Here is a 13,026-nt window from a genome sequence, read left to right as displayed (position 1 = left end):
TTAGTTCGGTCACAATATTTAGCTGGATCGTACGGACTTTTTTTTATATCGAATATTCATACGCTTAAGAGCTCTATCCATTGAACTTTTCCCCATGCTAATACCAAAGTGTTCAGCATATCGGTCACAAAGATCATTTAGTGTCAAATCAGGCTTTTTTATTAGCCATTCTTTTATCTCAAGAGCACCCGCTTCATCTACTTTTGGTGCAACATGCCCGCCTACTTTTTTGGCTGCAATCATGCCAGTTTCCTGGTAATGTTGCCATAAGGTATAAACAAAAGAATAAGAAACAGCGAAACGTTTAGCTATATCAGGTTTACTTTGTTTGTCTATCTCAATAGCATTGAGCACTTTTTTTCGAATATCGACTGAGTAAGGGGCTGGCACAAAAATATGATTGATAACGGAGAACTGGGAAAGCTATAGTACATTAAAATTCAGTTCATTAATACGGGAAATGTAATATAACTCAGGTGCAAGCACGCAAACCAGTCTTGCGGCATTTATTGCTTTCTGTTCAGTATTAATGAAAAAACCGGTACAGGAGCAAATGGTGGTATTGGGCAATATGACCTTAGGAGGCGTAGTGAATCCTGTAGAAGATCTTGCAGGTACTTTACAAATGGCAATGGATAGCGGTGGCACTAAAGTATTGCTGCCGATGGCTTCTGCTTCAGATATACCTACCGTGCCAGCCGAGTTGTTCTCGAGATTTCAGATTAGTTTTTATTCTGATCCGGTAGATGCTGTGTATAAAGCGTTAGGCGTGCAATAAGGCAGAGGGGGGATGCATAGGCTATGTGGCTAAAAGCATCAACTATTTTTAAGCTTGAATATATTATGCGGGCCATTGACCCTCGCGAATCATATGTACCGTTTTAATTATTTTCTTGATGAAGCGATGGGCGTGTTCGATTATATTATTTAAATATTTTACTTGGCATATACCGATTAACGATTAAGGTAGCGAAAAGCACCTTAATCATCGACAGGTTAATGTTGGCTAAGGAGTGAGGATTTTATTAAATCCTTATTCCTAAACCAGAGTAATTTGCCCCATATGACTGGGGCAATGCCTTTAGTTATTACTGCGTGGGGCCATTAATATCTTCAGGATCACCTTCATAAGGCGTTGCATATTTACAATCCTTTTGCGGGCAAACCTTTTCTGGGCCGCGGCTTTTGGTGCTTTTAAGCGTTAATATAGGCCAGTCGCAAGTTGGGCAAGGTTCTTTTACAGGGACATTCCATAGTGCGTAATCACATTTTGGGTAGCCTGAGCAAGAGTAGAATACTTTGTTGTTGCGGGATTTTCGCTTGAGGATGGTGCCTTTTTTACATTTAGGACATTCAACACCTGTATCCAGTGGCTTTTCTAAAGGTTCTATATGCTTGCATTTAGGATATGCACTACAGCCGATAAATTTACCATAACGCCCGGTTTTCAAAACCAGGTCAGATCCGCAATCAGGGCACTTTCTGCCTTCAATAATTTCTGGCGCATTAGACTCTGTACCGTCATCATTTAAGTTACGGGTATAGGAACAGGTTGGGTAATCGGTACAACCGATAAAGCGACCATTGCGGCCTAAACGGATAGAGAGTGGTTTGCCGCATTCGGGACATTTTTCGTCAATGGCTTCCTGAGTGACATCTTTACGCTGTACCGATTCTTCCTTATCATGGATAAGTTTGGTGAAGGGGATCCAAAAATCTCGCATGAGCGGGATCCAGTCTTTTTCTCCACGCGAAACTGCATCTAAATTATCTTCCAGATTTGCAGTAAAATCATAATCGACATATTTTGTAAAATGCTCGGTCAGAAATTTATTAACAATCCTGCCCACATCGGTCGGGTAAAATCGCTTACTCTCCAGGGTTACATATTCACGATTTTGTAGCGTGGAGATAATCGAGGCATAAGTTGATGGACGGCCTATACCGTGTTCTTCTAGTGATTTAACCAGACTTGCTTCACTGTAGCGCGGGGGCGGATCAGTAAAATGTTGATTGGTAACAATGTCTTCTAGGGGGATTGTGTCACCCACTGCCATAGGGGGTAAAAAGGTTTCTTTATCATCGCCTTCTTTATTGTCATCTTTACCTTCCAGATACACAGCCATAAAGCCAGGTTTGGCGATAACCGAGCCAGTGGCGCGGAAAATATTTTTATCACTACCGCAGTGTAAGTCGACAGATACGGTATTAATGGTTGCATGGATCATTTGGCAGGCAATGGTGCGCTTCCAGATGAGGTCATATAGCTTAAACTGATCGCTAGTTAAATGCTTTTTTAAGTCAGCCGGGACCTGTTGCGCCAAAGTCGGACGGATTGCCTCGTGCGCTTCCTGCGCATTTTTAGACTTGGTTTTAAAGACCCGAGGTTCTGCAGGTATTTGATCTGCACCGTATTTCTCGCTGATTAGCTGACGAATATTTTCCAGCGCTTCTTCCGCTAGATTAACCGAGTCAGTACGCATATAGGTAATTAAGCCAGCTGCCTCACCGCCGCCTATATCCATTCCTTCATAAAGTTGCTGGGCAACCATCATGGTGCGTTTGGTGGTGAAGCCCAGTTTACGTGCCGCCTCTTGTTGTAAAGTCGAAGTAATAAAAGGTGCAGCCGGGTTGCGTTTACGTTGTTTTTTTTCTAGTTTAGAGACGCTTAACTTGCCATCAGCTACGGCAATTAATGCTTTTTGAACTGTTTGCGCGTGCGTATCATTTTCTATACTAAATTGCTCTAGTTTTTCGCCATTATAGTGTGTGAGTTTGGCTTTAAACGCTTGTTTCTCGTGAGCAAGTTTAGCTGTAATCGACCAGTATTCACGAATTTTGAAGGCTTCAATTTCCAATTCACGTTCAACGATCATGCGTAGTGCAGGGCTTTGTACCCGGCCAGCGGACAGTCCTCGACGTATTTTTTTCCACAATAAAGGGGATAAGTTGAAACCAACCAGATAATCCAGGGCTCTGCGAGCTTGTTGTGCATCTACCAAAGTCGTTGCAATTTTACCCGGGTTTTCTATCGCATGGGTAACAGCCTTTTTGGTAATTTCATGGAAAACGACGCGGTGAACGGTTTTATTTTTTAACAGGTTTTTAGCCTTAAGAATTTCCAGTAAATGCCAGGATATAGCTTCTCCTTCTCTATCAGGATCGGTCGCGAGATAAAGGGTGTCTGCACCTTTGAGTGCTTTGGTTATAGCTTGTACATGACGTTGGTTGCGCTCTTGAATCTGATATTTCATGGCAAAATCATTATCGGGATCAACTGCTCCTTCCTTGGGAACCAGATCGCGTAAATGTCCATAGGAAGCGAGCACCTGAAAATCTTTACCTAAGTATTTTTCGATGGTTTTCGACTTTGCTGGTGATTCTACAATGATTAAATTTTTACTCATTCTCTTTTTTAAGCGGTATTAATTTAAAAAAGCCGGTGTATCCTGATAGATGATGTTTTCCATATGCGCGATGGCAAGTTCTTCATCTGCCTGGCTTAGTAAGACGATCAAGGCTATCCATTTTAGTTCTTCGATAGAAACATTCTTATTATCTACGGCCATTGCGCGGTCTATCACAAGTTCGCGGCTGACAGAATTAAGTATATTCATATCCTGTAAAAACAGAATAAAGCTACGGCATTCAATATCCAGTTTATGGCATTCTTCAGCACAAAAAATACGGAAATTCTTTTCAGATTTGAAGATGGGTTCTTCCTGTAATGCCAGTGTATCTAGCCATTCAAAGGCTTTTAAAATAATGCCTGAATTAAAGCCAGCAGCCTTGAGCTCTGTTTGTAGTATATCGGTATCGGGAATGATATCAATTTCACTATCCATATAATTTTCAAATAGATAGATCAATACATCAAAAATGTCTTCAGTCATTAAGGGGCCTCTTGGTGGGCTGGTCAGCTTGAAAGCGGACTATTTTAAGCGAGTGTAAGTACTGCCGTTTGTGGCAATAATATAACCTTGTAATTCTAATATGAGCAAGTGTGAAGCAATATTTTCTATTGAAAAGCCCGTTTCATTGACTAGCCGATCTATTGAAGTGGGGCTATACTGAACATAATTCAACAGGGATTGTTGCTGTTCATCGAGATTGCTTGGATTTTTTGTGTTTGCGCTGATACTTTGTGCAGTGAGCGGTTGAAAAAAATGGCTTAATTCTTCCAATATATCCTGTGTTGTTTCAACCAGTTTAGCACCTTCTTTAATCAGGGCGTTACAGCCACGTGCCAGCGGATTATAAATAGATCCAGGTATAGCAAAAACCTCTCTATTTTGTTCTAGCGCCATACGGGCTGTGATTAATGAGCCACTTTGCTTTGCAGCTTCTACCACTAATATTCCGACACATAGGCCACTAATAATTCGATTACGTCGAGGGAAATGATTTGCTTTCGCTGTAGTGCCCGGTGGAAATTCAGAAATAAGTACACCATTGTTGACGATCTCAGTGGCAAGTTCTTTGTGTGTGGCAGGGTAAACTCGGTCTAGGCCTGTTCCGGTTACTGCGATGGTTTTACCTTGCGCAGCTAAAGCACCACGGTGACTTGCGGCATCAATACCAAGCGCTAAACCGCTAGTAATAGCAAAACCTGATTTTGCCAGGCTGCTGGCAAAATCAGTCGCGATTTGTATGCCTAGAGAAGAAGGGTTGCGACTGCCTACGATGGCTATCTGCGGAAAGTGGATTAAATCGACATCACCTCGGGCAAATAATAATGGTGGCGGGTCTGGAATCTCTTTTAGCTGGCTGGGATAGTCCGTATCTGTGAATAGCAGGAGGTGATTACCTTGCTGTTCTAGCCATAATAAATCCTGATCGACAATATTCCAGTCGGGATTTTTAATGGCATCGATAGTTGCTGGACGCAGACCTAATTTGATTAAGGTTTCGCGTGATTCATTAAAAAGTTGTTCAGGAGGGCAAAAATCCAGACATTTTAAAAAGGTTTTACTGCCTATGCCTGGCGTGCGCATTAGCGCAAGCCAGTATTTTTGGTGCTTTTCTGTATTCAGCTTGGAATTATTCTTCAGGTGTTTGTACCAAATCTAAAACTCGTATATTTTTGTTAGCATACATGACTAATGCATAGCTGACCCGCTCAAAGACTCGGAAAACCATAGCTGTACCAGCTTTTTGGTCAGGTAACTTGACCAGTTCATTTTTGATTTTAAAGAAAGGGTCGGGAATAAGTTTACCTTTTTGCATGATGGTTAGAATATCAGCTACTTTAAGTCCATCGCGTGCGCCTTTGCTTAGAACAATAATGTCATAGGTACCAATTTCCTGAACGCCATTGAGCACACTTATAATGGAACCTTGAATAAATTTGGTCGGAGGTTTGGGGAAATAATCAAATACAACTTCCTCTTCCGAAGTAGGCATTAGGCGATCGCCACGACGAACCTCACTATCCGCATTGGTAATACGCAAAGTGGCCGGGTCCCCCAGATTCATAATGACATTGTCGGCAATATACTTGGCTTCATAACCTAAAATTTCATCAGTTTCCGGGTCTATATAAGTTTTGCCTGGTCGATAAGTAGTATAGGCAAGATAATCGGGCTTTAAAATGGTGCGTACATAAATACTGACTCCTTCTCCTGCCATTAAATGCTCACCTGCAAAATCAACTATATAGGGTGCATTATTTAGTTCATCTTTACTAACGACTTTAGGGGAGTTTAAGTAGGGTGCGATGGCTTCGAAAGGAATCATTGCGATTGCGACTTCTTCGTCTGAAGTTCGTATATGCGGGTAGAGTACACGCTGATCACCTTTAACAACGGCATAACTGCTAGGATGTGAGGCGTTCGAATTAACCACATCAGCCGAGCTGGAAAGACTAAATACCAGGGTAAAAATAAGTCCTATTATTGCTTTAGAAGCCATTCTTTTATTCCAATCAATCAAAAAATAAAGGCTAAGTGTCGTTGTGAATGATTGATTTTCACAAAAGAAATGGGTAACACTGAGCTTGCTAAGTATAAAGTTTAGATGATTTCAGATAGAATTCCACTCATAAATAATTAAAGTTTGGAGAGTTTAGTGAGTATTTTATCAATTCTTGAGTTTCCTGACCCGCGTTTGCGAACTGTGGCGAAGTCTGTGGCGGTGGTTGATAAGGCGATTGAGAGCTTGGTTGATGATATGTTAGAGACAATGTATGAAGCACATGGTGTGGGTTTGGCGGCAACACAGGTAGATATACATAAACGTATTATTGTTATAGATACAAGTGAGGATAAAAATAATCCCATCTGTTTAATCAATCCTGAGATTATTGAGCAAATGGGGGAAGAGGAGTCAGATGAAGGTTGCTTATCGGTACCGGGCATCTTTGAACCTGTGCAGCGTGCAGAAGAGGTTAAGGTGGCTGCATTAGATAAAAAAGGAAAATCATTTGAAATAGAAGCCAGAGGATTATTAGCTGTCTGTATTCAGCATGAAATGGACCATTTGCAGGGCAAACTTTTTGTTGATTATTTGTCGCCTTTAAAGCGTCAAAGAATTAAAAAGAAAATGGATAAACTGCATAAAAGAGAAAAATAAACAGATGAAAATTATTTTTGCAGGAACACCTCACTTTGCAGTGCCGGCATTGCAAATGCTGCTGAATTCTGAACATGAAGTAATGGCCGTATATACGCAACCGGATAGACCAGCCGGGCGAGGCCGGAAGTTATTACCAGGTCCGGTCAAAGCCTTGGCATTAAGTGCGGGAATACCTGTTTTTCAGCCGCTAAACTTCAAACAAGAAACTGATATAGCGCAGTTAAAAGCTCTGGATGTTGATTTAATGGTGGTTGTAGCCTATGGCCTGATTTTATCTCAGACAGTATTAGATATTCCCAGGCTTGGCTGTATTAATATCCATGGCTCGTTATTGCCTCGGTGGCGCGGCGCTGCGCCTATTAATCGCGCCATTATGGCGGGCGATAAAGAGTCTGGCGTGACGATTATGCACATGGTTAAACAGCTGGATGCCGGTGATATGTTGTATAAGACAAATTGTGAAATTGGTGAGCATGAAACAGCGAGTGAATTGCATGATCGCTTGAAGGTACTTGGAGCAGAAGGTTTGCGAGAAACATTGTTATTGATGCAAACGAATCAATTAAGGTCTGAAAAACAAGATGAAGCTTTGGTCACATATGCTCATAAGCTTGAGAAAAGCGAATCGGAAATAGACTGGACACATCCAGCGGTTCATTTAGCGCGTCAGGTAAGAGGATTAAATGCCTGGCCTGTTGCACAGACAAAGTTACAAGATAAAGTAATGCGTATTTGGCAGGCAGAAGTGGTAGATGACAATGTTAATTCAACACCTGGTTTGATTTTAGATGATGACAAGCATATTGATGTGGTAACCGGGGAAGGTGTATTGCGTTTGCTGGAAATTCAGATGCCGGGTAAAAAACGTATACAGGTAGCTGATTTTTTAAATGCACATCATGTAGCTGGTTTACGATTGAGCTAAATGGACTTAGTAAAGGAATGATAAATTGAATTCTCGATTAGTTGCAGCAAATGTTTTAGTGAAAGTATTGTCAGGCAAGTCTATGACAGCGGCTCTTGAAACTGCGTGGATGGAAGTACAGGATGAACAGGAAAAAGCCTTTATTCAGGCTTTGTGTTATGGCACGGTTAGGCAGTATTATCGGCTTGATTACATCTTAAATCAGCTAGTCAACAGGCCAATTAAAGATAAGGATATACAAATTAAAGCATTGGCACTACTAGGTTTGTATCAGCTGAAATATATGCGTGTTAAAGATCATGCGGCTGTTTCTGAGACTGTGGCGGTAATGAACAGAAAACAGTGGGCAAAGTCATTACTGAATGCATTGCTTAGGCGTTACTTACGAGAACAGGATGAATTGGAGGCTTTAGCAGATAAGCATGTTGCTTATGCGCATCCCGACTGGATGATTAAGGCGATTAAAGCGGATTGGGGTAGTAGTGACGCCAAGCAAATTTTCCAGGCAAATAATCACACGGCACCGATGACTTTACGGGTAAATACGCGATTTTGTCAGCGTGATGCGTATTTGAATTTATTGGCTGAACAGCAGATAGAAGCAAGTGCTTTAGCCAGTTCAGGGCAAGCTATTATCTTGTCTGAGCCAATGATGGTTGATAAGTTGCCAAAATTTGCTGAAGGCTGGGTCTCAGTTCAAGATGCGGCTGCGCAACTAGCGGCGGGACTTCTAGATGCGCAGGTTGGAGATCGTGTCCTGGATGTTTGTGCTGCACCAGGAGGAAAAACTGCGCATATTCTGGAGTTACAGCCTGAATTAAAAAGCATGTTAGCCATTGATATTGATGCGCAGCGCCTGACAAGAGTAGAAGAAAATTTAATTCGATTACACCTTAGTGCAGATTTGTTAGCTGCTGATGCGGCGCAGCCTGATAGCTGGTGGGATGGTGTTGCATTTGAGCGTATTTTGCTGGATGCACCCTGTTCTGCTTTAGGGGTTGTGCGGCGACATCCGGATATTAAATTATTACGACGCGCAGAAGATATTGCTCAGTTGCAGGCATTGCAACAGGAGATTTTGCATGCTAGCTGGCGCTTATTAGCCTCTGGAGGAATACTGTTGTATGCAACTTGTTCAATTTTAAAACAAGAGAATGAGTTACAAATTGAGCATTTTTTGCAACAGCATGATGATGCACAGGAATTATTAATAGATGCGGACTGGGGGAATAAGCGGCCATTTGGTCGTCAGGTACTAACTGGCAGCCAATATATGGATGGGTTTTATTATGCGCGGTTGCAGAAAAAGTAAAGCGCTGTTGTTATGTTGTCTTGTTATCATACTCAGTGGATGGGATGTTTGCTATGCAGGTGGTAAATTTGTCAAAATTAAACAGGCGCAGTTAAGTTTGATAGACAACAAGGCTAAGCTAAGTATTCTCCTCGATTTTAAGTTGAGTCCTGAAGCAGAAGAGGCTCTGTATAGTGGTATTGCCTTATTTTGGGATGTATCAATTGAGCTGAAGCAGAAAAAGCGTTTTTGGGACAAAACTTTGTTTGCCCATACTTATCGCTATAGTTTGACATATTATACTTTGCTGGATAATTTTCGAGTTAAAGATGAGCGCAAAAAAACATTCAGGCGATTTTACAGCTTGTCAGAAGCGCTTGCCTTTATGCAACATATTGAAACAGAGGAAATGCCGCTATCGGGATATGTTGCTAAGCAATGTGTCATCAGTGTCTTAAATATATCTTTTGATAAAGAAATGCTACCTGCACCATTACGGCCTGTCGCTTATTTTGACAGCCAATGGGACTTGTCGACAAATGAGAAAAGATGGTGCGAATAAAAATTCCATTTAGCGTTTCTATTCTGTTTCTACTGAGTTTTATTGTACTGTCTCTGCAGTTAATGAGCTCAGCGTTGCAGGATACCTCAAGTCTGGGGGATATGTACTCCTGGCTACTCTTGAGTAATGTTGTGGGGACCATATGTTTACTAGCATTAGTGGGCTACAACATTTTTTCCCTGGCTCGCAGACTCAAAAAACGTGAAGCAGGTTCACGCTTAACGACTAATATCGTCTTGTTATTTATTGTTTTATCTTTAGTGCCCGCTGGTACGGTGTTTTATTTTTCTATGAAATTTTTACATCAGAGCATTGATAGCTGGTTTAATGTGGAGCTGGATGCTGCGATGGAAGATGCGCTGGAATTAAGTCACTCGGCTTTGGAGCAGCGGGTGCGTTGGAACTTAAAACAATCGCAACGTTTAACAGAATCTTTACGCAATAAGACTATACAAGAGATTAGTCTGGAGATAGAGCAATTACGCGAAATAGCGGCTGCAAATGAGGTCACTTTGTTGACCAAAAAAGGCAAAATTATTGCGTTTAGTGGTTTGACTCAGAGTGATATTTTACCTAGCTTGCCAGTTAGTTCCTTGTTTTTTCAGGTACAGCAAGGTGAAGATTTTGTTAATCTTGCCTCGGTAGATGGCAGGTTGGTCGTGCAAACCATTGTTGCGATTAGACCGAGAAAAGACTATTTTTTACAGATAGTTTATCCGGTACCAGAACGTATTAATGATTTAACCGATTCTGTGGAATTTGCCTATGTCAGATTTCAGGAAATGACTTATTTAAGGCATTCTTTAAAGGTCAGTTTTTCTCTGGTTTTGTCTCTGGTGTTGTTAATGAGTTTTTTGGCTGCTGTTTCTGCTGCATTTATTAGTGTGCGCGGCATTATTGCCCCCATTCGTGATTTAGTTCGTGGTACACAGGCAGTGGCCGCAGGATATTATGAGCAATTATTACCAGCAAAACGGCAGGATGATTTAGGCTTTTTGGTTGAGTCGTTTAATGAAATGGTGCGTCAGATTTCACGAGCACAGGATGAGACGCGAAAAAGTACTTATGAAATTGAACGCCAAAGAGCTTATTTAGAAACATTGTTAACCAGCTTAAAAGCAGGGGTATTGAGTTTTGATTCAAGTTTGAATATCCGCACAGCAAACCAGGCGGCAAGCATTATTTTGCATGTGCAGGTTATGCGTTTTTATGGGCAGAATTTAATTCAATTAGCAAAGGGGCGACCTGATTTAATGGCGCTGGTTGACGTTGTTCAGCCTTTATTAGAAAAATCATTTGATATTTGGCAACGCAATATCGTAGTTGACGGACCTGATGGACGAAAGGAATTGTTATGCCAGGGTACTCCTCTGTTTTCTACCGAAGGAGGCTATATTGGGGCTGTGCTGGTTTTTGATGATATAACAGATTTAATACAGGCACAAAAAAATGCAGCCTGGTCAGAAGTAGCGCGGCGCTTGGCTCATGAAATTAAAAATCCCTTAACACCGATACAATTATCTGCCGAACGGTTGCAACATAAGCTATCAGCAAAGCTTGAAAAGGAAGATGCACAGATGTTGAGTCGTTCTACGGGAACTATTATCCAGCAAGTGGAAGCAATGAAGCATATGGTTGATGATTTTTCCGAATATGCGCAACCAGTGAGAAATCAAGCAGCCAATCTTGATTTACTGGCCTTGGTGCAAGAAGTTATTATCTTGTATGGAGCGAACCCTGAAATAGAATTTGAATTGCAATTAGGGGAAAGTATTCCGTTAATTAAAGCGGATGCAGTGAGCATACGTCAGGTCTTGCATAATATGTTTAAAAATGCTCTGGAGGCGATGGATGGTAAAGGAAAAATCATTATTAAATTGCAGGCAGTCAGAAAATATAATAGTACTATGGTGCAGTTAGGTATTTACGATACCGGAAGTGGTATTGATATAAACCAGGCAAAAAGTATTTTTGACCCTTATGTCACTAATAAGCGAAAAGGCACGGGTTTAGGTTTGGCGATTGTGAAGAAAGTTATTGAAGAGCATGGTGGAACTATCCGTCTGGATAGTAATTATAAGCAGGGAGCTGGTTTTATTATGCAATTTCCAGCAATATTCGAAGAGACACAGCAATGAGTGGATATAAAGCAAATATTTTAGTGGTAGACGATGAGCCAGATATTCGTCAGCTAGTTCAGGAAATTCTTCAGGATGAAGGGTATATCGTATATATGGCAGGGAATGCCGAAGAGGCCAGGCGTTTGAAGCTACGCCATCAGCCAGATTTGATTCTATTGGATATCTGGATGCCAGATACAGATGGAATTACGCTGTTAAAGGAATGGGGAGAAGATGAGTTGTTTGTTTCACCAGTTATTATGATGTCTGGGCACGGTACAATTGAAACTGCAGTTGAAGCAACCAAACTTGGCGCGTATGAATTTTTGGAAAAACCGCTATCATTAGCACGCTTACTATTAGTCGTTGAGCGTGCAGTTGATGCGCATATGTTACAGAGAGAGAATGCGGGTTTAAAGCAACAGCTTTCTGTGGTTAATGAGCCTGTTGGGCGTAGTGCCTTTGCAGAGCGTATTAAAGAACAATTAAAACGCCTTGCTCAGCATGACACTAAAGTTATGTTTGTCGGGGAAAGTGGTGTAGGAAAAGAGTTGTATGCGCGATTTTTGCACGAGCACAGTGGGCGAAAGAATGGTCCTTTTATTGATGTTGCTGTGGGCAGTATCGCACCGGAAAACGCAGCGGTAGAATTTTTTGGTAAAGAGATTGAAGGGGCGGTTTTTCCAGGTTTGCTGGAGCGAGCACATGGTGGTGTCTTGTTTTTAGCTGAAATAGCAGGTATGGATGCCCAGACTCAGTTAAAACTATTAAGTGCTCTCGAGTCCCGTTCTTTTTTACGCGTGGGAGGAACTGAGCAGGTACATGTAGATGTTCGCGTGATGGTCTCTACGCGGGTAATTCTCGAAAATGAAGTAAAAGAAGGGCGTTTTCGACAGGATTTGTATTATTTGCTCAATGAAGTCACTATGGAAGTCTTGCCTTTACGCAAGCACAGTGAAGACATTCCCGCATTGTTACAATTTTATGTCGATTATTTTGTCCAGCATGAGAAATTGGCATTTAGAAAGTTCACTATGTCCGCACAGAATTTTTTAAGGAATTATATCTGGCCAGGAAATGTTCGAGAATTAAAAAACCTGGTACAGCGCTTAATGATTTTGGGTGCTGGTGATGATATCGAGCTGGCCGAGGTAAAAACCGCACTCGGCACAGTGTTGGACAGTGTTGCGGTAGAGCAGCAGGATAGTGTGCCGATTTTTTTCAAGCTTTCTCTTAAAGAAGCAAGAGAGCAATTTGAAAAAGCATATTTAGAATATCATTTTGAAAAAAATCAGGGAAACGTTGCCAAGTTAGCGACAGCAGTCGGTGTGGAACGAACTCATTTATACCGTAAGTTACACGCTTTAAATATAAAAGAATAGTGCACTGATCTCTGCATTTGAAAAGCAAACTATAGCAATTCATAGCGTTGTGCGATTTTTTGTTGGGGGGCAATGAGGCAATCCTATTAATAAATACCCCAGCTGGCCAGATGACACCCGAAAAACTGAGAAAGTTCAGTAGCTTATTATCCTGTCTATTTGGTTGCACTGAA

The 13,026-nt window shown here is 41.4% G+C and carries 12 protein-coding genes and 1 pseudogene; 7 read left to right on the top strand and 6 right to left on the bottom strand.

What is annotated here, in order from left to right:
* Window positions 1-18: 18 nt before the first annotated feature.
* Entirely contained in the window at window positions 19-390 is a 372-nt protein-coding gene (locus AU255_RS14135; protein WP_158083035.1) for a helix-turn-helix domain-containing protein, read from the bottom strand.
* A 118-nt stretch (window positions 391-508) separates the two neighbouring features.
* Between AU255_RS14135 and AU255_RS14130 the strand changes: the two genes are divergently transcribed.
* Window positions 509-778: a S16 family serine protease gene (locus AU255_RS14130; protein ID WP_269844817.1), complete on the top strand. Its 270-nt coding sequence runs from the start codon at window positions 509-511 to the stop codon at window positions 776-778.
* A gap of 63 nt (window positions 779-841) precedes the next feature.
* Here AU255_RS14130 and AU255_RS19850 read toward each other — a convergent pair.
* The 5 genes and pseudogenes from AU255_RS19850 to AU255_RS14110 all read right to left on the bottom strand — a co-directional run.
* A pseudogene (locus AU255_RS19850) lies at window positions 842-958 on the bottom strand (IS6 family transposase); the annotation flags it as partial.
* A gap of 130 nt (window positions 959-1,088) precedes the next feature.
* Window positions 1,089-3,407: a type I DNA topoisomerase gene (gene topA / locus AU255_RS14125; protein WP_080523581.1), complete on the bottom strand. Its 2,319-nt coding sequence runs from the start codon at window positions 3,405-3,407 to the stop codon at window positions 1,089-1,091.
* Window positions 3,408-3,425: 18 nt separating this feature from the next.
* Window positions 3,426-3,893: a DUF494 family protein gene (locus AU255_RS14120; protein ID WP_080523580.1), complete on the bottom strand. Its 468-nt coding sequence runs from the start codon at window positions 3,891-3,893 to the stop codon at window positions 3,426-3,428.
* Between the two features lie 39 nt (window positions 3,894-3,932).
* A complete protein-coding gene (gene dprA, locus AU255_RS14115; protein ID WP_080523579.1) occupies window positions 3,933-4,994 on the bottom strand; it encodes a DNA-processing protein DprA in 1,062 nt (353 codons plus the stop codon).
* 46 nt (window positions 4,995-5,040) lie between these two features.
* The gene (locus AU255_RS14110) at window positions 5,041-5,910 is read right to left on the bottom strand and encodes a hypothetical protein (RefSeq protein ID WP_080523578.1); all 870 of its coding nucleotides are present in this window, start codon (window positions 5,908-5,910) and stop codon (window positions 5,041-5,043) included.
* 156 nt (window positions 5,911-6,066) lie between these two features.
* Here AU255_RS14110 and def point away from each other — a divergent pair, with 156 nt between their 5' ends.
* Genes def through AU255_RS14080 form a run of 6 tightly spaced genes read left to right on the top strand, consistent with a single transcriptional unit; the run spans window position 6,067 to window position 12,853 of the window.
* Window positions 6,067-6,570 (top strand): peptide deformylase, encoded by a 504-nt coding sequence (def, locus tag AU255_RS14105; protein WP_080523577.1) that lies wholly within the window; start codon window positions 6,067-6,069, stop codon window positions 6,568-6,570.
* 4 nt (window positions 6,571-6,574) lie between these two features.
* Window positions 6,575-7,498, top strand: coding sequence for a methionyl-tRNA formyltransferase (gene fmt, locus AU255_RS14100; RefSeq protein ID WP_080523576.1), 924 nt, complete (start codon window positions 6,575-6,577; stop codon window positions 7,496-7,498).
* Window positions 7,499-7,523: 25 nt separating this feature from the next.
* The gene (gene rsmB, locus AU255_RS14095; protein WP_080523575.1) at window positions 7,524-8,810 is read left to right on the top strand and encodes a 16S rRNA (cytosine(967)-C(5))-methyltransferase RsmB; all 1,287 of its coding nucleotides are present in this window, start codon (window positions 7,524-7,526) and stop codon (window positions 8,808-8,810) included.
* Entirely contained in the window at window positions 8,788-9,351 is a 564-nt protein-coding gene (locus tag AU255_RS14090) for a DUF4390 domain-containing protein (protein WP_158083132.1), read from the top strand. Before rsmB ends, AU255_RS14090 begins: the two co-directional genes overlap by 23 nt.
* Window positions 9,339-11,489 (top strand): ATP-binding protein, encoded by a 2,151-nt coding sequence (locus tag AU255_RS14085; RefSeq protein ID WP_080523573.1) that lies wholly within the window; start codon window positions 9,339-9,341, stop codon window positions 11,487-11,489. The genes AU255_RS14090 and AU255_RS14085 overlap by 13 nt, the downstream gene beginning before the upstream one ends.
* Window positions 11,486-12,853, top strand: a complete 1,368-nt coding sequence (locus tag AU255_RS14080) for a sigma-54-dependent transcriptional regulator (RefSeq protein WP_080523572.1) — start codon at window positions 11,486-11,488, stop codon at window positions 12,851-12,853. The genes AU255_RS14085 and AU255_RS14080 overlap by 4 nt, the downstream gene beginning before the upstream one ends.
* Window positions 12,854-13,026 lie beyond the last annotated feature (173 nt).

It is taken from the genome of Methyloprofundus sedimenti (assembly GCF_002072955.1).
In the GTDB taxonomy this organism is placed as follows: Bacteria; Pseudomonadota; Gammaproteobacteria; order Methylococcales; family Methylomonadaceae; genus Methyloprofundus; species Methyloprofundus sedimenti.
The sequence above is the reverse complement of the archived record's forward strand: the minus strand, read 5'-3'. Positions and strand labels throughout refer to the sequence as shown.

Excerpts from the sequence above, each read along its gene's own strand:
- AU255_RS14085 (WP_080523573.1), top strand. The coding sequence starts at position 9,339 with ATGGTGCGAATAAAAATTCCATTTAGCGTTTCTATTCTGTTTCTACTG.
- AU255_RS14110 (WP_080523578.1), bottom strand. The coding sequence starts at position 5,910 with ATGGCTTCTAAAGCAATAATAGGACTTATTTTTACCCTGGTATTTAGT.
- dprA (WP_080523579.1), bottom strand. The coding sequence starts at position 4,994 with ATGCGCACGCCAGGCATAGGCAGTAAAACCTTTTTAAAATGTCTGGAT.
- AU255_RS14120 (WP_080523580.1), bottom strand. The coding sequence starts at position 3,893 with ATGACTGAAGACATTTTTGATGTATTGATCTATCTATTTGAAAATTAT.
- AU255_RS14080 (WP_080523572.1), top strand. The coding sequence starts at position 11,486 with ATGAGTGGATATAAAGCAAATATTTTAGTGGTAGACGATGAGCCAGAT.
- fmt (WP_080523576.1), top strand. The coding sequence starts at position 6,575 with ATGAAAATTATTTTTGCAGGAACACCTCACTTTGCAGTGCCGGCATTG.
- AU255_RS14090 (WP_158083132.1), top strand. The coding sequence starts at position 8,788 with ATGCGCGGTTGCAGAAAAAGTAAAGCGCTGTTGTTATGTTGTCTTGTT.
- topA (WP_080523581.1), bottom strand. The coding sequence starts at position 3,407 with ATGAGTAAAAATTTAATCATTGTAGAATCACCAGCAAAGTCGAAAACC.